This is a genomic window from Vagococcus teuberi, from assembly GCF_001870205.1.
In the GTDB taxonomy this organism is placed as follows: Bacteria; Bacillota; Bacilli; order Lactobacillales; family Vagococcaceae; genus Vagococcus; species Vagococcus teuberi.
Window position 1 is genome coordinate 311,158 of record NZ_CP017267.1, and the last position, 22,686, is coordinate 333,843.

The 22,686-nt window shown below is 32.3% G+C and carries 16 protein-coding genes; 15 read left to right on the top strand and 1 reads right to left on the bottom strand.

The genetic code is table 11. The annotated features are described in order from the left end of the window. Nucleotides 1-22 precede the first annotated feature (22 nt). From BHY08_RS01485 to BHY08_RS01520, 8 genes are all read left to right on the top strand, one after another. Nucleotides 23-547, top strand: a complete 525-nt coding sequence (locus tag BHY08_RS01485) for a hypothetical protein (protein ID WP_071456181.1) — start codon at nt 23-25, stop codon at nt 545-547. Nucleotides 548-684: 137 nt separating this feature from the next. Further along, on the top strand, nt 685-1,971 hold the full coding sequence (locus tag BHY08_RS01490) for a hypothetical protein (protein ID WP_071456182.1): 1,287 nt from the start codon (nt 685-687) through the stop codon (nt 1,969-1,971). 242 nt (nt 1,972-2,213) lie between these two features. Beyond that, nucleotides 2,214-4,910 (top strand): DUF927 domain-containing protein, encoded by a 2,697-nt coding sequence (locus BHY08_RS01495; protein ID WP_071456183.1) that lies wholly within the window; start codon nt 2,214-2,216, stop codon nt 4,908-4,910. Nucleotides 4,911-4,930: 20 nt separating this feature from the next. Continuing rightward, entirely contained in the window at nt 4,931-5,422 is a 492-nt protein-coding gene (locus BHY08_RS01500) for a hypothetical protein (RefSeq protein WP_071456184.1), read from the top strand. 104 nt (nt 5,423-5,526) lie between these two features. Beyond that, nucleotides 5,527-6,135: a ribonuclease H1 domain-containing protein gene (locus tag BHY08_RS01505; protein WP_071456185.1), complete on the top strand. Its 609-nt coding sequence runs from the start codon at nt 5,527-5,529 to the stop codon at nt 6,133-6,135. 234 nt (nt 6,136-6,369) lie between these two features. Continuing rightward, entirely contained in the window at nt 6,370-6,609 is a 240-nt protein-coding gene (locus tag BHY08_RS01510; protein ID WP_071456186.1) for a hypothetical protein, read from the top strand. Then, nucleotides 6,591-7,982: a recombinase family protein gene (locus tag BHY08_RS01515; RefSeq protein ID WP_071456187.1), complete on the top strand. Its 1,392-nt coding sequence runs from the start codon at nt 6,591-6,593 to the stop codon at nt 7,980-7,982. The genes BHY08_RS01510 and BHY08_RS01515 overlap by 19 nt, the downstream gene beginning before the upstream one ends. Further along, nucleotides 7,951-9,612: a recombinase family protein gene (locus BHY08_RS01520; RefSeq protein ID WP_071456188.1), complete on the top strand. Its 1,662-nt coding sequence runs from the start codon at nt 7,951-7,953 to the stop codon at nt 9,610-9,612. Before BHY08_RS01515 ends, BHY08_RS01520 begins: the two co-directional genes overlap by 32 nt. Before the next feature lie 215 nt (nt 9,613-9,827). Here BHY08_RS01520 and BHY08_RS01525 read toward each other — a convergent pair whose 3' ends face one another. Next, nucleotides 9,828-10,508, bottom strand: coding sequence for an IS6 family transposase (locus BHY08_RS01525; protein ID WP_071456189.1), 681 nt, complete (start codon nt 10,506-10,508; stop codon nt 9,828-9,830). A 411-nt stretch (nt 10,509-10,919) separates the two neighbouring features. On the opposite strand from BHY08_RS01525, the gene BHY08_RS01530 reads away from it, so the two are divergent. The 7 genes from BHY08_RS01530 (at nt 10,920) to BHY08_RS01555 (ending at nt 22,660) form a co-directional block, all read left to right on the top strand. Next, the gene (locus tag BHY08_RS01530) at nt 10,920-14,159 is read left to right on the top strand and encodes a helicase-related protein (RefSeq protein WP_071456190.1); all 3,240 of its coding nucleotides are present in this window, start codon (nt 10,920-10,922) and stop codon (nt 14,157-14,159) included. A gap of 4 nt (nt 14,160-14,163) precedes the next feature. Then, complete coding sequence (locus BHY08_RS01535) at nt 14,164-14,775, top strand: DUF4391 domain-containing protein (RefSeq protein ID WP_071456191.1); 612 nt, start codon at nt 14,164-14,166, stop codon at nt 14,773-14,775. Next, complete coding sequence (locus tag BHY08_RS01540) at nt 14,776-16,689, top strand: site-specific DNA-methyltransferase (RefSeq protein WP_071456192.1); 1,914 nt, start codon at nt 14,776-14,778, stop codon at nt 16,687-16,689. Between the two features lies 1 nt (nt 16,690). After that, nucleotides 16,691-17,500: a DEAD/DEAH box helicase family protein gene (locus tag BHY08_RS11205; protein ID WP_245729985.1), complete on the top strand. Its 810-nt coding sequence runs from the start codon at nt 16,691-16,693 to the stop codon at nt 17,498-17,500. 35 nt (nt 17,501-17,535) lie between these two features. Then, entirely contained in the window at nt 17,536-19,830 is a 2,295-nt protein-coding gene (locus BHY08_RS01545; protein ID WP_245729986.1) for a restriction endonuclease, read from the top strand. 500 nt (nt 19,831-20,330) lie between these two features. Continuing rightward, entirely contained in the window at nt 20,331-22,379 is a 2,049-nt protein-coding gene (locus BHY08_RS01550) for a BglG family transcription antiterminator (RefSeq protein ID WP_071456193.1), read from the top strand. Next, nucleotides 22,379-22,660: a PTS sugar transporter subunit IIB gene (locus tag BHY08_RS01555; RefSeq protein ID WP_071456194.1), complete on the top strand. Its 282-nt coding sequence runs from the start codon at nt 22,379-22,381 to the stop codon at nt 22,658-22,660. The genes BHY08_RS01550 and BHY08_RS01555 overlap by 1 nt, the downstream gene beginning before the upstream one ends. The last annotated feature ends 26 nt before the right edge of the window (nt 22,661-22,686 follow it).

A 22,686-nucleotide genomic window follows, 5' to 3' on the forward strand; every position in this document is an offset into this window, starting at 1 on the left:
GGATAAGGGAGAGTATTAAAATATGAAACAACATCTATCTAAGAAAACAATTGGGACGATATGCAGCGTGGTGATGATTGTGACACTGTTTGTGGGCAGTTTGATTACTTACGGAGAATCATATGGAAAGTATACAGATACCTATGGTATCTCAGGTTATCATATACTGTTTAATGGCTCGACTATTTATAGTTTAGTTTTGTTGGTAGTACCAGTTCTTTTACTATTGATGACTCAATTTGATAAGTTAAAAGAGAAAGAATCATTGTGGCGATTTGTCTTACCAATTGCCTCTTTATTAGTTTTAATCGTGATTCGCTTGAACGTGAAAGATACCGTAGGATTAGGGAATGCGGCAGCGGCATCGTATGCGGTGTCCTTTAAATCAAGTTTTGGACTAAGTGGTTGGTTATATCTCATCAGTAATATGATGGTGTTATCTTTAGGAATAATAGATTATTTTCATCTTAACGTAACAGAAGAGAGTGTGAAACAAGCGATACAGAAAAAGGATTTATCTAGTTTAGGTGGAACAAAAGAAGATTAATTTTTTCTGTTAGTTAAAATACTATATTCATAAAAAGTTAAGGAGCCTATAGGTAACATTTTAATGGGATAAACTATATAAATATTTGCTAAAAACGTAAATAAGTAATAGAGTTTACAGTATATAGGAGGGATTATATGTATAGTAAACTTGATATTTATAAAGAGTTAGATCCATTATTTGATGATAGGGCGAAGGAAAAATCTAAAAAGAGCTCTAGTGTAGAAAATGATATTAAGAAGGTTGAACAAACTTATAAAATAAATATGTCTGATTTCAAAATTGGCAATTCGGTTCAAATGAATCAAAAAGTATTTGATTATTTTAAAATTTTAACAGCTTTAATTAACAAATCCCCATATGTTAAGACGAAGAAAAAGGAAGTTAATTATGGTATTGCAAATTTGTCGAAATATATGAGCTACTATCAGGAATTAGTGGATAATATCGAAGTAATTGAAGATGATGATACAAGAGAGCTGATTACGAATCATACCATTTTTATTGAAACCAAAAAAGAGATAGAGAATCTAAAACGATTCAGTGAAACTATCACAAAGTATTTTATAGCTTCTTCTTTCTTAGATATAAAAGGGAGGAATAAATTTTTAACTGAGTTGAATGATTATTTTGATAGGTTAATTGACGATATGTTATATCATCAAACAGACTCTACAAATAATGATATTTTATTTACTAAAAAAGAGGAATTGGTAAATAATGGTCTACATCGCAAAGCCCAAGAGGGTGATGAAGGAGCATTAAAAGAATGGTATGAAACATTAGGTCCATACCAAGTTCTAGTTAACGAACAATTAGAATTAAATCAATTACCGCAGCTAGATATGCTACTTGCAAATCATATTTATTTCGAAAGCGAAAAGTTAAAATTGAATCAAATTCAAGATGAAATAAATATATTGACCAAGTTGAGTGACGAACCTCAGAATTGTTCATCAACTGAGTTAAAGAGATACGAAAGCCAATTAAATGGCCTAATTAGTAAGGAAGAAGAAATTAAACGAAATTGTGCAAACTACCTACAGCCAGTATCTTATTCTCAAGAAATATTGGATATTAGAGATAATTATGAGAAAGTGAAAAATAATTTCTTATATTTTAAAGATTTGCCATTTATAGGTGATAATGATTTATCAAATTTTGAGGGTTTGTTATATGGAGATGATACTGATCTGTCGGATTTTGCAAATTTGTTATATGTGGATAACAATGAGTTTATATACTCAGAGAATAAAGAAAAACTGAATGAGGTATTTAACAATTTGTCAACAGATCACTATTTGAGTGATGATCAATTTCTAATTATACCTATCAATAATTTAAGAGAAAAAAAGGTAACAGAGATTAATGAAAATAAAGAGGGCATGATTAGAAAACCTTATAAAGATGGACATAATCAATAAAAAATCAATAAGCCGATAACTTTTAAAAAAAAGTTGTCGGCTTATTTTTTTTTACCTCTAATGCTATAAAGTATAAGACAGATATCTGATTTACAGAATGCATTCGAAAAAATTATGTAGTAAAAAATATACCGGTAAAAAGGTAACGAAATACTCTGCTGCTTATTATTGATAAGGTGTTTAAAATAAAGGGCTAGAAAAATAAAATACCTTTTTACCGGTAGAAAAGGGAGATAAGTTACATGTTACATTTTTTAAATCTTTTAGAAACGTTTGGTGTTACTAACACCAATATTAGAATTATCAAAGAAAAAGGTATAACAACTAAAAATTTTAAAACAGACAGCGTGGGAAGATTAGAGTTTAAAGAGTGGTTAGAGACGAATAAGTTGTCAAACAAAACTATTTTTGGGACGTTTAATCAGCCATACTTAGAATCATTATCAAAAAAAACTTTGTCTGATAAAGATATCGAGGACAGACATTTTATTATGATTGATTTTGATCCAATCAGAGAAAAAAGTACTAGTTCAACAAAAGAAGAGAAAGAAAAGGCACTCAACATAGCAAACAATGTTTGCCAATTTTTAAAGGAACACCAATTTGAAAGTCTAATTACGTGTGATTCCGGAAATGGCTATCATATTTTGATTCCTATTACTCCTATCTCCGCGACTGAGACAACCGAGGATGTCGGAAGGTTTCTAAAACTGTTAGCTGAAAAATTTTCAACAACAGAAGTTGAAGTAGATACGACTGTAAAAAATCCTTCCAGACTAACGAAAGTTTATGGTTGTTTTGCTACAAAAGGTGAGAGTACAGAGGATAGACCACATAGAAAAAGTAGTATTTTAACGAAAAATTATTCGGCAGTGACTAATGATTTTAAATTAGTGAGTCAGTTGTTAGAGGAATCAGATTTTCAAGAAAAAAAGCAAGTTACATCAAAAACTTTTGTTAGAGCATATACAAAAAAATGGTTAGATTTTTATAAAATTGAATACCGAATTCAGCAAGGTGATGTACCTGGTATGACTCTTTTCATCTTGAAAAATTGTCCGCTAGCTGTTCATTCAAATAATCAGAGTGGGGCAACCATTCAACAAACGGCTGATAATAAAGTGAGATTTTCATGCTTGCACGAATCTCATTCATATTTAACGATAAAAGACTTTCAACAAAAATACCCAATACCTGAGGAAGCTTTTATACAAAATTCGATAGAATCTTTTCATAATGAAAGAATAGATTTCAATTTAGAAAGTTATACCTTAAAGAAAGATGGTCTATTCAAACATACTGACAAAGGGTCTTATAAGATATCGGAACCACTCTATATAGAAAAAAGCAGACGAATCAAAGAGACCAACGAATCTCAGTATCTCTTAAAATATTTGTCAGGATCAGAGTGGTTAGAAAAATGGATAGGTGGTGAACAGTTAATAAGTAATGAATTTAAAAAATTAAATAAGTTTTCGGTACAAATACCTCCAAGAGCAGAGGCTGACATGATTGATTTTTTAATAAAACAGGCAAATCAATTATCAGTTGAACATTATCACAATAGTATAGGATGGGAAGGAAATAGTTTTTTAATGAATCACGCTTATTCATCAACGTCTGAAGTGAATTCTACTCTTGATGATTCTAGTTTATTAGATCTCGAAGTTAATGGGACATTGGGAAATTGGCTTGATATGGTGACCAATGAAGTATTGGGAACAGATTTAGAGTTGGCTTTATCTATAGGTTTTAGCTCTGTTATTATTGGAAAATTGTCTCAAACATATCCAGATTTATCAACCTTATTTATTTCGATTGAGGGAGATTCAACAACAGGTAAATCAAGTAGTCAGATGTTTATGACATCATTATACGGATCTTATCTTTCGTTAATGGATACTTGGAATTCAACTCCATACAGTATATTGGCAAAGGTGGAACGGAATAATGGCGTACTTTATGCGTTGGATGAATTAGGTTCATGTAATCAATCTAATCTAACGAATCTAATCTATCAGTTAGCGACAGGTAGAAGTCGATTAAGGTTAAACAAAGATGCCCAGTTAAAAGAAACGTTTCGGTTCTCAACAACCATTGTTAGCTCTTCTGAGATTAGCTTGAAGGATAGAACGACTAGTTTTCAAGGGATTGATGCGCGTATCTTACCTTTTAGACAAATTCAGTGGACGAAATCAGCTGAATCTTCTGAAAGGATAAAAAAGATAAGCCATGCCAACAGAGGGTGTCCAGCAGTTTACTTTGTTAGCAGATTAATGGAAATTTCAAAATATGAAAAAGTTATTATTGATTATTACGAACTTGCTAAAGATAAATTATCGACATTGTTTAAACAGAATCAATTAAAAGGAAGATTAATCGCACAGTATGCTGTTATCTTGGGTACTTCTTATCTGATTAATGATATATTTCCCTTTGAGTTAGATATTTTAAAAATTCAAGAGAACTTAAATACCAGTTATTTGTCAGCTGTTAATTTATCAGAATTTTCTGATGATTTAACATATGAAGAAGTATTGACTAATATTTTTTTGGAATATAAATCCTCATTGTTACATAAAGGAAATTATTTACAAAATCCTAATCGTTTTGTTGGTAGATTTAAAGAAATAAAAGGACAGATAAAAGTTAATATAGCCATGGCCGATTTTGAGCAAAGTCTGAAACTATATTATCCCAATTCAGAGGTGCGCTATCTGATAAAGAAAATGATAGATAGAGGATTGATCCTGACTGAAAATGGCCGGAATACTAAACGAATACATATATCTGGCACACATTTTACAACCTATGAATATATGTTAAGTAAAGAAGTGTTGCAGTTCGGCAACAGTCAATCATTAGTAATGGGAACAACAAACTTACAAAAAATATCTTCTATCAATATTAACGATTTGGAAGATGATGAACTACTATAACAAATTAGGAGGAAAGCAAGATGGATAAATTAAATAAAGAACATTATAACAATATAAATAAAGGAGAGAGTGATATGAACACAAAAAATATGTCAATTGAAGAGGTACAGACAACCTTTGGTATATCTGGTGTGACAAAAGTTAAAATACATAAAGGAACAACTACAGGTTCTAAGGCAGACCGTTTTTCAACTAAATCATTTGAGATTGATCTATATCTATACGAAAATTACAAATTAGAGGAAGAGTTTGTGACACAAGAAATGTCAAAATACTTTAGGAAGCAAGGTTGGAAGACCTCTGATATCAGTGGACAGCTTTATTCAAAGAAAAATGCTGAGTTGATGATTAATCGACCACCGACAGACGAAGAGGCTGAACAATTAGGAAAGAATGTCTCCATATGGAAATTGACTGATAAATTTTTTGAAAAAATGGAAGAAGAAATGGTTGCCTATGAAGAATATTTAGAACATCAAGATAAAGTAAAATCCAAAGAAGAAACTGAATAATCTTTGAGAGATATATTATTATTTTGATGGAAAATGAATCGAACGTGAGGATCTCCCTACGTTCGATTTATAAAATATGAGATTGATGAATTAGGAGGAACAACATGGTAAGTAAATATTATGCAGTCAGAGAAGGTAGAGTTCCAGGCATTTATAATACCTGGGTAGAATGTCAAGAACAAATTAATGGATTTCGCAATGCCTCATTTAAGTCATTTGACAACAAAGAAGAAGCCGAAGAATTTGTAAAAGGAGTACACTCTCAGTCAATCATTAAACAGCCAACATCTGACATAGATGTTCAAATCTATGTTGATGGGTCATGGAATGACAGGAAACAACAGTATGGTTGGAGCTATGTGCTAGTGGTAGATGGTGAATCGGTAGACAGTGGTTATGGTAAAGGGAACAAACCAGAGTATTTAGATCAACATCAAATTAGTGGGGAAGTAGTCGCAGTATTACAAGGATTAAGAAGAGCCGTCTATCTAGGCTATAAACACGCTGAAATCGTTTATGATTACTTAGGGATTGAAAAATGGCCTTTAGGTGATTGGAAAGCGAAGTCTGATATTGCAGGAGCATATCTTCATTTGATAAAGCAGTATCACCATCAAATTGATCTGTCGTTTAAAAAAGTAAAAAGTCATTCGGGTGACCGTTTCAATGACGAAGCAGACCGATTAGCGAAGAAAGGGGCAAATAAGTCATGATATCAAGACAAAATGAGTTCATTGAGGAACTGGCAAAATCACTCTTACCACAGTTAGTTTATATCGATGAATCACACGATAAAACTATTGTATTCTGATTTAGTTGTCACAATTTAACCTAATAACGTCAATCTTACAGATATTTTTCTACTCTGTTAATCATTGAGAGACTATGTCAGTAGAGAATATTTATTAATATTGATACTTTTATTAAAAAAAGAGGAGGAAATACAAATGAACACGCTAGTTAAAAATTTTATTATATCTAACTATCAGATTGGTGAATTATTCTATACGAAAGATATTTATGATTGGTTAATGAGTTACGGTTATACTCAGAGCCAGATTAGTTCAGCTTTAAACGGTTTAAAGAAACAAGGTATCATCTCAAATGAGGCTGACAACGGAGTGAACACTATTTTTAATAGAGAAAAAGGGAAGCGTCCATTTAAAATATGGATCCGTTTAAAATGATGGATGTAGCCTATTGTCGAACGTCGGTTCGAAGAGACTACAAAGTATCGATTGAGATGCAGAAGGAAGTCATTCAACAACATGTCACACACGATATATCCAAGTGGTTCATTGATGATGGTCTTTCAGGAAGTACCATCAATCGTCCAGATTTTGCCAGATTGATTGAATGGGTGACATCCTCCACACAATCAAGAACACTCTATGTGACACGATATGATCGGCTTTCCCGAAATGTTTCTAATGCGCTTGATTTCCTTGAGTTATGTCAGACACATCATGTTGAAGTGGTATCGGTGTTAGAACCGATACCTTCTTCTTTAGGAGACAAACAAGCCGCTCAATTGTTGTTTGTTCAAATCCTTTTTTCATTAGCTGAGTTCACACGTAGTGTCACGATTGAAAATATCAATCAAGGATTGGCACAGAAGAAGTTAGAAAAGAAAGTATTGAGTGCAAAAGTACCCTTTGGGTATCGCTATCAAGAAGGAAAGATTGTTCCCCATCCATCTGAAGCGAGGGTTGTCAGACAAATTTTTTCTCTCTACACGTCCACTTCAATGGGCTATCAAAAAATTGCCCAACAACTTCAAAAAGAAGGAAAGACTTTTCGAGGTAAACCATTTAAAAAACATCATGTTGCGGCTATTTTACGACATTCCGTTTATACTGGACGCATTGGACACAACAGTAAGAATCTAACCCCCTACCTGTCACACGATGTGATACCGATTATTCAACCAGATATCTTTCAACAAGCCATAGAAAAACGGTCACGTCGCTTACCAAAGAAGAGAGATACACGAGAGTATTCTCTGAGAAAGAAAATTTCCTGCCCGTATTGTGATAGAAAGCTAAGTCCAAAAATGCAAAGTGATAGTATCTATCATCATACCTATCATTATTATGCGTGTGGTCATGAAGACTGTGTAGGTTATCGATTGGATGCATCAAAGATAGAAAAAGAAGTACTAACCTCTATTAAAACGTATCTGACAGAGACAGATAATCTCACGACATTACTGGATGAACTAAAGAAACAGCTATCACAAGTAGCGAAGCAAAAAGAGGCAACTGTGAGTGATTTGATGAAACAGAAGTCTTGCATATTTGATCAATATGAACAAGGAACACTATCCAAAAAGGAGATGGTTCAACAACTAGACATACTCACAAAACAACTGAATGATGTGACATCTATTACGTTGACTGAAGAACAATTAGAAGAGAGAGTAACTCAATTACTCCATCTATCTGACAATACTATTCAAGATGTCATTTGGTCTTATATTGACCACATACAAGTTACACCAGACAAACAATTAAAGGAGGTTCTTTTATATGGCATTCGGATTCAATCAGACGTTGTCTGATTCATTAGACCAACCAAAGGCAGCACTCTATCTAAGAGTATCAACGACAGAACAAGCGGTTCATGGGTATTCATTGGCCGCACAAGAACAAGTGATTCGACAATTTTGTTTACAACGAGGGTATGATGTGTACGACGTTTATGCAGATGAAGGGATTAGTGGAAAACGGACAGAGAATCGCCCAGCCTTTCAAAAGATGATGGCAGACGCAAGAGAAAACTTATTTGATATGGTAATAGTGTGGAAACTCTCTCGTTTAGGTCGTAATAATCGAGATATCTTAAATACCACAGAAGAACTCTATAAACATAATGTGAGCTTCTACTCGATTAGTGAACAGTTTGATATTAGTACGAGTACAGGACGATTAATGCTTCAATTATTAGGGTCATTTGGTGAGTTTGAACGAAATCAAATTAGTGAGAATGTTCAACTCGCGATGCGGTCATTGGTGCGAGATCAAAAACGATTTGCGGGCGGTCGTATGTTAGGGTATGTGAGTACTGTAGATGATGAAGGTCGAAAACAATTAGCGATTCAAGAAGAGGAAGCCGTGATTGTGAGAAAAATCTATCAAGACTATGCAAATGGGAAAGGCTATCGAGCGATAGCGAATGACTTAAACCGATTAGGTTATCAAACAGTGAAAGGCAACTCATTTTCAACTGTGGCTGTTAAAGATATTTTGATGAATAAAACGTATGGTGGTTATTTAGAATATGCGAAGTACGTCAATTGGGAAGAGAAGAGACGAAAAGGAAAGAACCCTCAACCGATAGTGGTTGAGGGGACCCATGAGCCAATTGTTGACAAAGACCTATTTGAGAGTGTCCAGACACGCATGAAAGTCGCAAAGAAACAGCCACAATGGAACGAACGAGGTGAAAATCTTCTGACAGGTCTACTCAGATGTCCAGAGTGTGGGGGACCAATGGCAGCAAGCAACACAACCAATACCTTAAAGGATGGAACGAAGAAACGGATCCGATACTACTCTTGCGCTAACTTTCGAAATAAGGGAGCAAGTGTCTGTCATGCGAACTCGGTAAGAGCTGACAAGGCTGAACAGTTTGTGGCAGATAGACTACAAGAGGTCATTCAAGTTCCTGAGATACTGGAAGGGTTAGTGAAGGCGTTGAATAAGGAAATCAACCAACAAGCCTGTCAAGCTGAACAAGAATCACACACATTACAGCAGCAATTGACTGATATTCAAACGAAACAAGCGAAGTGGCAGCAAGTGTTGGATGATAAGCCTGAGCTATATTCAGACTTGAAAGAACGATTGGAACAGCTAGAGAGCGACACCATTATGATTCAACAACGCCAACGTGAGATAGAACGTCTTAAACAAACTAAGAAACAACCGATTCAAGTCACGGATATTAGTCGGATATTAGAAGCGATTCAACAATTCATAAATAAAAGTTCAAAGAAGGAGATTAAGCAAGTCTATCAATCTTTCATCAAAGAAATCACGTTTAACAAAGAGACAAAAGATCAATTTCAGTTACACCTTTACTTTGATGAAGCCATAGTCAATCAACTGAATACTATCTATCAAAAAGCCATATCTCGCGGAGATATGGCTATTTTTGTATACAAAGATAGAATAGGATTTCGTTTATAAAAATACAAATCCGTGTTCCAAAATTATTTTTAAATAATAAAAATAGGTGATATAATAAAAAAAGGAACGTGTGTTCTTTTTATTATAATTAAGGAGGAGTAATATGAAAGAAATGAATGGAAAAATGAAAAAAATGATAACCAATGGTAGTCATATTATACGGTTCTGTTGCAAAGTTGTAAAATAAAATACAAATGTTTTACCCAGTCTTGGGTTTATGCCGGAATTCCAAACAATACCTTGATTTCCGTGCAGACTGAAAAGTCGAAAAGAGTGCCTTCTTTTCGACTTTTTTTATATAGTCCTCGAATGGTTTCCATGCCTTTAATCGTGGTAGAGGCCGTGCGTAAACTTCGATAGAATTTATTGCGTCGTTTGATTGGGCGGTGGTCTTGTTCAATCAAATTATTCAGATATTTAACGGTACGATGTTCCGTTGCTTGATAAAATCCCTGTTCTTTCAACTTTTTGAAGGCGCTCTTAATAGATGGTGCTTTATCCGTAACGAGAACTCTTGGTTCACCAAATTGTTTGACTAATCGTTTAAGAAAAGCATACGCTGCTTGTGTATTCCGTTTTTTACGTAACAAAATATCCAAGGTTAAACCATCTGCATCGATGGCTCGATACAAATAATGCCATTTCCCTTTAATTTTAATATAGGTTTCGTCCATTTTCCACGAATAAAAGGACTGTTTATTTTTCTTTTTCCAAATTTGATAGAGTAGTTTGCCGTATTCTTGTACCCAACGATAAATCGTCGTATGAGAAACGTTAATGCCACGATCATATAGGATTTCTTGAACGTCTCGATAGCTTAGGTTATAACGAAGATAATAGCCAACGGCTACAATAATCACATCCTGTTGAAATTGTTTCCCTTTAAAATGATTCATCGTTATTCCTCCCACTATCTTTTTCTATCATTTTAACTTATTTGAAGCAGATTTTAAAACTTTGCAACAGAACCAAAAAATATATAGTTATCGATTGTTCTTAAATAAAAAGGTCATTCGTGATATAGTTGTGTTAACAAACTTCAAGATAATAAAAATAGAAGATAAATTAATGAAAATTAATTATAATAGTTTATGTAGAATTATTATAGATAAAAACATGAATAAAAGAGATCTCATTGAGCAAGTCTGATTGGCTTCAGATATAGTTTCTAAAATGCTAGAAGGTGAATTTGTTTTAATGAAGTTCTGTATAGAATCTCTAGTCATCGAATTTGGAGATATGGTGTCAATTTTAAGAGATATAAATACACCTCAAAAACAGAAAATAATTAAAGTGAGGTTATAAAATTGGAAATTATCGATAATATACAAAAAACCTTAAAAGATGATTTATCGCTTGAATTAAACAAGGGAAGCAAAGTATCAATTGCAGCAGCTAGTTTCTCAATCTATGCTTACGATCAATTAAAAAAGAAATTAGGAAACGTTGATGAATTGAGATTTATTTTTACATCTCCAACGTTTATTAAAGAAGGAGCGAAAAAAGAAAAAAGAGAATTCTATATCCCTAGACGTGAAAGAGAAAAGAATCTCTATGGATCTGAATTTGAAGTAAAGCTTAGAAATGAAATGACTCAAAAAGCAATTGCTAAAGAGTGTGCAGACTGGATAAGAGAGAAGGCTACATTTAAGTCCAATGTGACAAATGAAAATATGATGGGCTTCATTAATGTAGATGATACAAGTTATATGCCTATTAACAGCTTTACTACAGTAGACTTGGGAATTGATAGAGGAAATAACGCTTACTATATGATTCAGAAATCTTCAAAACCTATGAGCGAATCCTATCTTAGACTTTTTGAGGAAATTTGGAATGATAAATCAAGACTACAAGAAGTAACAGATAAAGTAATAGAAAGTATAACAACTGTCTATAATGAAAATTCTCCAGACTATTTATACTTTGTAACCCTATACAATATTTTTAATGAATTCCTTGAAGATGTCTCTGAAGACGAATTACCCAATGAAGCTACAGGGTTTAAAGAAAGTAAAATCTGGAATACGCTTTATAACTTTCAAGAAGATGCAACGTTAGCGATTATTAATAAGCTTGAAAAATACAATGGATGTATTCTTGCTGACTCTGTAGGTTTAGGTAAAACATTCACTGCCTTAGCTGTTATTAAATACTATGAGAATCGAAATAAGTCAGTCTTAGTCCTTTGTCCCAAAAAGCTTGCAAATAACTGGAATACATACAAAGAAAATTACATTAACAATCCTATTGCACAAGATAGGATGAATTATGATGTTCTTTTCCACACAGACTTGAGCAGAGATAAAGGTCAGTCAAATGGTCTAGACCTAGATAGAATTAATTGGGGAAACTATGACTTGGTTGTCATTGATGAATCCCATAATTTTAGAAATGGCGGAAAGATTTCAGGCGATGAAGATAAAGAAAATAGGTATTTGCGTCTTTTAAATAAGGTAATCAGAAAAGGTGTAAAAACTAAAGTTTTAATGCTATCTGCAACACCTGTAAATAATAGATTCTTAGATTTAAAAAACCAGCTTGCTTTAGCCTATGAAGGTGAAAGTGAGGTCTTAAATAATAAATTAAAAACAAAGAAAAGCATCGATGATATTTTTAAACAAGCACAGACAGCTTTTAATAGCTGGAGCAAACTCGACCTAGAAGAAAGGACAACGAGTAGTCTATTAAAAATGCTTGACTATGACTTTTTTGAATTACTAGATAGTGTGACTATTGCAAGATCAAGAAAACATATTCAAAAATATTATGATACTACAGCAATAGGAACATTTCCTAAGAGAAATGTTCCTATTTCAAAAAGACCAGGTCTTACAGATTTAAGCAAAGCTGTTACCTATAACGAGATATTTGAGCAATTGAACCTCTTACAATTATGTATTTATACTCCTACAGACTATGTCTTACCAAGTAAATTTGGAAAATACGTAGATAAGTACGATTCAAAACAAGTCAAAGGTGGATTGACTCAGTCAGGTAGAGAAAAAGGTATTAAGAGACTGATGTCAATAAACTTAATGAAACGTATGGAAAGCTCAGTCCATTCTTTTAAGCTAACATTAGATAGAATTAATACCTTAATTACCAACACAATAGAAGAAGTAGAAAAATACGAGAAGAATATCAAAACAAATCCAATGATCTTGGATGATTATTCCAACATTGATTTTGATGGGGATGACCGAGAAGAAGATGTTTTTGTTATCGGTCAAAAAGTTCAAATCGAGATAGGTGATATGGATTATAAGACGTGGAAACGAGAGCTTAAGGAAGATAGGGATATTCTTGAATTACTAATAGCTTTGGTTGAGGACATTACACCAGAGCATGATAAAAAGCTAAAAACCTTGTTTGACATGATAGATGATAAGCAAAAAAATCCTATCAACCCTGGTAACAAGAAGATTTTAATTTTTACAGCCTTTGCAGATACAGCCAATTACTTATATGACAATGTTAGTAAGTACGTAAAAGAAAAATATAATCTGGATTCGGCCATTGTTAGCGGATCTACTGATGGAAAGACAACAATCAAAGGAATCGGAACAGATTTGAATACAGTTCTTACTTTATTCTCACCAATTTCTAAAGATAAAGATTTATTAATGCCTAATCTTGATGAAGAGATAGATATTCTTATTGCTACAGATGTTATTTCTGAAGGTCAAAACTTACAGGACTGTGACTATTTAATCAACTATGATATCCATTGGAATCCTGTGCGTATTATTCAAAGGTTTGGACGTATTGATCGTATTGGTAGTAGAAATGAAAGTATTCAGCTAGTTAACTTTTGGCCAGATATTACACTGGATGAATATATAAATTTAAAGGCTAGAGTAGAAACTAGAATGAAAATTGTTGATATGACAGCTACTGGGGATGATAATGTCCTAACATCAGAAGAAAAAGGTGATCTTGAGTATCGGAAAAATCAACTAGAAAGGCTTCAAAATGAAGTTGTTGATATTGAAGATATGAATACTGGAATTTCTATAATGGATTTAGGTCTTAACGAGTTTAGGTTGGATTTACTTGATTATGTAAAGAAACATCCAGACTTAGACCAAGCTCCAAAAGGGATGAATGCCATTGTTGAATCAACGGTCGAACTACCAGCAGGTGTTATCTTTGTTTTAAGAAATATCCAAGAGAGCGTCAATATCAATAGTCAAAACAGACTACACCCTTTCTATATGGTTTATTTATCAGAAGAAGGTGAAGTTATTACAGATCACTTAGAACCTAAAGACTTATTAGATCACTTTAAATTGCTTACGAAAGGAAAGACAGAGCCTGATGAAGATCTCTATACGGCTTTTAATAGAGAAACTAAAGATGGTCGGGATATGAGTCAGTATTCTGGATTTCTAGAGGAAGCTATACTCTCAATTATTGATGTAAAAAATGAGAGTGAAATTGATAGCTTCATAAGTGGAAAAGAAATGAGTTTCTTATCTGAATCAATTGAAGGATTAGATGACTTTGAATTGATTAGTTTTCTAGTGATTAAGGATAAGGAGTGAAGATATGTTCGACTTACCTAAGAAGACTCAGATAAAGAGAAATATTTATAAAAAACTTATTTATGAGAAATTCCCTAAAGAATTGTCGGGAAATAAAAAGGAAATCTTCGATAAAGAAATAAAAAAAATTACTCTCATAAACGAAATATCTGAGCAATCAATAAATATTAGGCCTACAGACAATGTCTCAGCAATTTTTTTAGTATTGATAGAACTAAAAACTAAGGATTTTACCAATGCCAATATAAGTTTAGTTTCAAGGCTTTTTGGTCAGAAAATCTTAGTGGTTTTGAAATATGAAGATGAATATAGACTATCGATATACGAAACAAAACTCCTGCTAGGGGATTGGAAAAAAAAAGATGAGATAAGTCTGATTTTACAAGGTCTCGATCTATCAAATGTTTGGGAAAACCTGGTAACTCAAGTTGCTAAAATTGAGATTGAGGAAGGAAACAGTTTAGAAGAACAAATTAGTTTAGAAGCTAGAAAAGAGAAACTAATTAAATTAATAGAAAAGACAGAAAAACAAGCTAGAAAAGAATCACAAGCAAAGAAAAAATTTGAGCTTTATAAACAGCTAAAAGAATATAAAAAAGAGTTGGAGGAGATGTAAATGGAAAAGTTAGATATGCAGACAAAAGATTTGGCAAATGAAAATTTTGAAAAACTAAAAGCTTTATTTCCAAATGCCATTACTGAAACGATTGATGATGAAGGAAATATAGTAAGGGCAATTGATAAAGATATTCTTATGCAAGAAATCTCTACAGAGGTTGTAGAAGGAAGAGAGGAAAGATATCAATTTACATGGCCAGACAAAAGACGTGCTATTGCAACTGCAAATGCTCCAATATCAAAAACACTACGACCTTGTAGAGAAGAAAGCGTTAATTTTGACGAAACTGAAAATCTCTATATTGAAGGGGATAATCTGGAAGTCTTAAAGTTACTTCAAGAAACCTATCTTGGAAAGATAAAAATGATTTATATCGATCCACCATATAATACTGGGCGTGATTTTGTCTATAACGATAATTTCTCTATAGATAAGAATGAATATTTGGAAGATAGTGGTCAATATGATGATGAAGGTAACAGATTAGAGAAGAATTTGGAGTCAAATGGACGTTTTCATACAGACTGGTTAAATATGATGTATCCAAGGCTGAAGCTTGCAAGAAATTTATTGTCAGAAGATGGATTGATTTTTATTTCAATTAGTGATGCTGAAGTTCGAAATTTGTGCAAGATTTGCGATGAAATATTTGGTGAGTCAAATTTTGTAGCCGACTTAAAATGGGCGAACAAAGAAGGGGGAGGATCTTCAGATTCTAAATTGTTTAGAATTAAAGATGAACACATTGTTGTTTATTCTAAGCAAATTGAAAACATCATTATAAAAGGTTTATCACCTTCAAATATAGAGAGATATAAGTGTTCTGATGAGTATGAGGAAACGAGAGGAAAATATTATCTTCAAAAATTAGGTATGGGTTCAATTCAATATTCTGAATCTATGGATTATCCAATAACTATGGAAGATGGAACAATTCTTTATCCAGCAGACAATAATTCGGGGAAACGTGCAATATGGAGATGGTCCAGACAAAAATATGAGTGGGGGCTACAAAATGGATATATTGTAGCTAAAAAAGATAAGAAGGGTGAATGGGTTTTATATACGAAACAGTACTTAAATGCTGACAATGATGGAAATATTATTCAGAGAACACAGGCACCAATGGGAATAATTTCCGATTTTTCAAGTACTCAAGGAACAAAAGAATTAGTAAAAATTGGTATGGATAAATATTTTTCATATCCAAAACCCACAAGCTTGTTGAAATATTTAATTGATAGAATTGCTGATAAGGAGTTCACTTGTTTAGACTTTTTTTCAGGGTCGTCAAGTACTGCTGATGCGGTTATGCAACTTAATTTAGAAGATGGGGGTAACCGTAAATTTATTATGGTACAAATTCCAGAAGAAACTGATGAAAAGTCAGAAGCGTATAAAGCAGGATATAAAAATATTTGTGAAATAGGAAAAGAGAGAATTCGACGTGCAGGTAGGAAGATTTTAGAAGAAAACCAAGATAAAGAAGGTATTGAAAATCTAGATATTGGATTTAGAGTCTTAAAAACGGATTCATCTAATATGAAGGACGTATTTTATGCACCTGAAAAAACAGAACAAAGCTTATTAGATATGTTGTCAGATAATATTAAAGAAGGTAGAAGTCCTGAAGATTTATTATTCCAAGTAATGTTAGATTTAGGTATTTCATTATCAAGTAAAATCGAACGTGAATTAGTATATGATAAGGAAGTGTTCATTGTTGAAGATGGCTTCTTAATAGCTTGTTTCGATAAAAACATAACTGAAGAAACTGTCAAAGCTATTGCAAATTATGAGCCGTATTACGCTGTATTTAGAGATTTATCTATGGCAAATGACAGTGTAGCTACTAATTTTGAGCAGATATTCGAAAATACGAGTCCACAAACTGTAAGGAAGGTAGTTTAATATGAGGTTTAATTTTAAAATACAGACCTATCAGACTGATGCTGTAAATAGTGTAGTCAATAGTTTTATTGGCCAGAAATTTTCAGAGGGACTTTCATATAGAAGAGATATTGGTGATATAAAAGAAAAAAAGACATACTCTCAAGTTTATATTGATTACGAAGATGACTCTGGGGAACTCACATATAAAGATGATTTTGATGAGACGGGTTTTAGAAATGAGAAAGTCTCCCTAACTTCTAAAGAACTATTAAGCAATATCCGTAAGGTACAACAGAATAATAATGTATTGATTTCGGATTCTCTTGTGGATAATCTGGGTGCTTGTTCATTAGACATCGAAATGGAAACAGGTACAGGTAAAACCTATGTATATATTAAGACTATGTTTGAGCTTAATCGCAAATATGGTTGGTCGAAATTTATTGTAGTAGTACCTTCGATAGCTATTCGTGAGGGTGTAAAGAAATCTTTTGAGATGACTCAAGATCATTTTATGGAAGAATATCAAAAGAAGGTAAGATTTTTTGTTTATGATAGCAAAAACTTAAATCAATTGGATTCCTATTCTAGTAATTCAGGGATTAACTGTATGATTATCAACATGCAGGCTTTTAATACATCTTTAAAAGAAGGTAGTCGTAGCAAGGAATCAAGGATTATATATGATAAGCGTGATGAATTTGGCTCTAGAAGACCTATTGATGTCATCAAGGCTAATAATCCTATCTTGATTCTAGATGAGCCTCAAAAGATGGGGGGGAGGCGACGCAAACTGCTCTTAAAAACTTTAACCCTCTATTTACTTTAAATTATTCAGCAACTCATGCGAAACAAAATAATCTTGTGTATGCACTAGATGCTGTTGATGCATACAATCAGAAATTGGTTAAGAAAATTGAAGTTAAGGGATTTGAAGTAAAGAACTTTAGAGGTACAGACAAGTATCTCTATTTAGAAAATATTATTCTATCTCCAAAAGATCCACCTAAAGCAAAGCTCGAGTTTGAGATTGCCTATAAAAAATCAATTAACAGGGAATCTAGAATTTTATCAGTTGATGATAACTTATATGAACTATCTAATGAAATGGAGCAGTATAAGGGGTATCGAATCTCTGAGATAGATCCAATTCAAGGAACAGTTAGCTTTGTCAATGGTGAGACTATTAACAAAGGTGATGTAGTTGGCGATGTTTCTGAAAAAGATATGAGACGAATTCAAATTAGGGAAACAATAAAGTCCCATTTTGAAAAAGAAGAGGAACTATTTAATAGAGGAATTAAGACTCTATCATTATTCTTTATTGATGAAGTAGTCAAATACCGCCAATATGACGAAGATGATGAAGAAATGTTAGGTGAGTACGGTCAAATATTCGAAAGGGAATACGTTGACCTTTTGAATGCGCAAATAAACTTATTTGATACGCCATACCAAAAATATCTTAGAGAGATTAGTGTTGAGGATACACATAAGGGCTACTTCTCCATAGATAAGAAGGGAAGGGCAGTTAATAGTAAAGTTAAAAGAGGCTCTGATTTTTCTGATGATATCTCAGCTTATGACTTAATCCTGAAAAATAAGGAAAGACTTTTGAGTTTTGATGAACCTACCAGGTTTATTTTCTCACACTCAGCACTTAGAGAAGGCTGGGATAATCCAAATGTGTTTCAGATATGTACATTGAAACACGGAACAAGCACAACTATGAAACGTCAAGAAGTAGGACGTGGCCTTCGTATATGTGTTGATAAATCGGGTGATAGAATGGATGAGGAAAGACTGGGCTCTTCTTTAGTTCATAAGGTAAATAAGCTTACTGTTATAGCCAGTGAATCATACAAAGATTTTGTTACTGATTTACAAAAAGAAATTAAAGAGAATCTCTACGACAGACCAAGAAAAGCTTCTATTGATTACTTCGAAGGTAAAAATGTCATGTTGGATGGAAATAATCACACGTTGACTGTTCAAGAAGCAAGCATGGTTTATCAATATCTTGTGAAGAATGATTATGTTAGTGTGGACGGAAATGACTCTATTACTGATCGATACCATGTAGATATAGAAAATCACAATCTTGCAGAATTACCAGAAGCTTTAGTTGGCATGCAAGAAAGCATCCATAAGCTTATTCAAAGTGTCTTTAATGATTCAATATTAGATGACATGATTGACGATGGCTATGAGACAAAAGTTGTTGATAATGATTTCAATGAAAACTTCTATAAAAAAGAATTCCAAACTTTATGGTCATATATTAATCATAAGTACTCATATACTGTTTCTTTCGATAGTGAAGAGTTGATTAAAGAGTCTATTAAAGCTATTGACAATGATTTGTATGTTTCAAAACTCCAATATACCACTTCTATTTCTGAACAAAAAGGTGATTTGACCTCAGATCTAATAAAAAGTGGGGATTCTTTCAAGTCAGCTACATCAAAAACAACAACTTTAGAACAAGCGGAAACTAGTCAAATAAAATATGATTTAGTCGGAAAAATATCGGAAGCTACTATATTAACTAGACGAACAGTAGTAGAGATTCTGAAAGGTATTAGAGCTGATAAGTTTGCTATGTATCAAAACAACCCTGAAGAATTTATAAGTAAAGTTTCAAGACTCATTAAAGAACAGAAATCGACAATGATTGTTGAACATATTTCTTATGATGAATTAGAGGGTAAATATGATTCCTCAATCTTTACGACAGAAAAGAGTACATCTATTGAAAAAGCTTTTAGAGCTAAAAAGCATATCCAACCATACGTATTTACGGATGGATTAGCTGAAAAATCTGTTGAGCGGAAATTTGCTGAAGATTTAGATGGGGCAGAGGAGGTAGCAGTATATGCAAAGCTACCAAGAGGATTTTCTATTCCAACACCTGTTGGCAATTATAGTCCAGACTGGGCAATTGCTTTTAATGCAGGGACCGTTAAACATATATTCTTTATTGCTGAAACTAAAGGGACGATGGAAAGCCTACAGTTAAGACCAATTGAGAAGGCTAAAATATCATGTGCTAAAAAACTCTTTAATCAAATTTCTACTGAAAATGTTGTTTACCATGATGTAGATAGTTATCAAAGTTTATTAAATATTATGCCTGTAATTGAGAAAAAAACTTTATGAAGAAGTTAAGAAACAACATAACGTAAGAAGTGTTTATCTATGTTGAGTGAATATATGGAATAGCGTAATTAAAGATGAGAAAATAAGTTATTGTTTTGTTTAAACAGTAAGTATGTATAATTATTTAACGTGGCAAGTGTATTTTCATTTAAAGTCATATAAGATTTTATAGGATTTAATTCAAAATTAAATTACCGCATTCACTTATGGTACGGAGAACCGTATCATAAATGATGCGGTTTTTTTAATACCTATTCATTATTCATTCCAATTTAAATTCTCACGGAGGGTTAATTTGATTCTGTAACTAGTTTTATTCAACAAGATATGTTTGCTGTAATTGTATAATATAAAGATAATTATATTTTAATAAAAAGGCGTAAAATAAGAGATTGTACTAGTTTGGTACAGTAATAGAAAATATTAGAAAATAATTTGGACCTAAATGATATAGCGTTTTCAAAAAGAACGTTATATAGTAAATTTATGGAGGTTAGGAAATGGTGGATTATCGGTTTAGTCTTTTAAGAAGTATAAAAAATAATGTTATATCAGTACCAGATTTTTTAAAAATTTCTAAGATGACTATTCAAGAATTTAATGAGGAACTTGAGCGACTTAATAGTGTTATTGAGGAGTTGAATTATAAAAAATTATTTATAGAAGATAATTCGATAGTTATTCCTAATACGTTTAATGAAAGGTGGTTTGATATTTATATTGGAAAAAAATGTATGGTAGAACTGGTTCAGGAAAATCAGAGGAAATCTATGATTTATTTAATGACTTTTATGTCTGCTGAAGAATTATCAGTTTATCATTTTCAGAGTCTACTTGATGTTAGTAAAAATACAATATTGAAGGACATAAAGAATTTAAGATCTGAATTATCTGAACATAATATAAAATTATTATATTCCAGAAAAAAAGGGTTTTATATTAGCGGAGATGAGCTAAAGGTGAGGTCTTTAGCTTTCTCGTTCTTAAATAATTTAATTATCAACAATAGAGGAAAAGTATTGTTATATGAGTATTTATATGAATTAAATGATAATTTATATAATGATATTCGATTTAATCTATCTAAAATTCAAAAGGAGTTCAGTTTGATAGTGGTTCCCAGTAGATTTGAAGAGATGTCATATTTTTTATCGGTGTTATTACCTCATATAAATCACTCAAATTACGAATTAAACATTAATGAAGCAGAGTTAATAAGTAATTTATCAATGTATAAAACAGCTACAGAATTTACTCGTCTTTTTTCAATAGAGTTTAGATTGGAAGAAATTTATTATATCACTATCCTGTTTATGATTTGTACACAAGGTGATGTATTGGATCCTTCATTAGATTTTTTAATGGATTGCTGTAGTGAAATCATTTATGAAATAGAAAGATTAGCAGCTATTCACTTTAAGAATTACAAAAAAATATTAGTAGAATTATTTTATCATTTAGTTCCTTCGTACTTTAGAATTATGTATGATCTATCAATTGATAATGCTCTTATTGATGAAATAAAGATACAGTATGAAGAATTGTATCATTTGACTAGAAAGTCCTTATCTCCCTTAGAAAATATAACAAAAAAATACGTACCCAAAGAAGAGGTAGGCTATTATACTATTCTATTTGGTGGAGAAATATTAAATCAAAAAGAACAAGAAGTAGACAGATCAGTGGAGGCGGTTATTGTATGTCCAAGTGGTATAAGTTCTTCAGTGATAATGAAATCCGAATTGAAAAAATTGTTTCCAAATATTAATTTTAGAGAAACGACTTCGATTAAAAATTTTAATAATAATAATTTGGAAAAAAATGTAGATATCATTTTTTCTAGTGTACCAATTAAAAGTAATAAAAAAGTATATGTCATAAACCCTATAATGTCTCAGTTAGATAAAAGCTTACTTGTTAGATCAGTACAAGAAGATTTTTATTTAAGAGAGAATTTAACACCTTCAATTAATGAATTATTGGATATTATAATACCTTATATTGAATTAAAAAAAGGTGTTACAAGAGAGAGTCTATATAATGTACTACAAAATAAAATTAATAAAACTATAGTTAAAAAGGAGGATAATCGACCTATGTTATCAGAATTATTAACAGAAGATATGATTCAATTAGTAGATACTCAAGAAAATTGGGAAGAGGCAATATCTTTTGCAGCAATGCCTCTAAAACAAAAAGGCATGGTAAACGAAAATTATATAGAGGCTATGATAAAAAAAGTTAAAGATCATGGTCCATTTATAAACATAGGCCAATACGTTGCCTTACCACATGCAAGACCCGAGGATGGTGTAGAGGAATTGGGGATGTCAATGTTAAAGGTTAAAACACCAGTATTATTGTGTGATGATGAAAAGCATCCCATTAAATTATTTATTTGCTTAGCAGCGGTTGATAATGAAACACATTTGAGAGCATTAGCTAGCTTGACAAAAATATTATCGAATAAAGAAAAATTAGAAAAATTATTACAGGCAACAACAAAAAAAGAAATTAGTGAGATTATAACAGAAGGAGAAGATGAATAATGAAATTTGCAGCGGTATGTAGTTCAGGATTAGGTTCAAGCTTTATGGTAGAAATGAATATTAAAACAGTACTAGATTCTTTAGGAGTATCAAATGTAGAGGTAACTCACTATGATATGGGGAGCGCTTCTCCAGAATTAGCAGATACTTTTTTTGTTGGAGCGGATTTAGCAGAGAGCGCAATGCATTTAGGAAATGTAGTAGTGTTAGATAGTATCATCGATATGGATGAATTAAAAGAAAAAGTTGAAAAAGAATGTCAAAAACAAGGGTTAATTTAAATATTAAAGTAAAAAAATCATGGAGG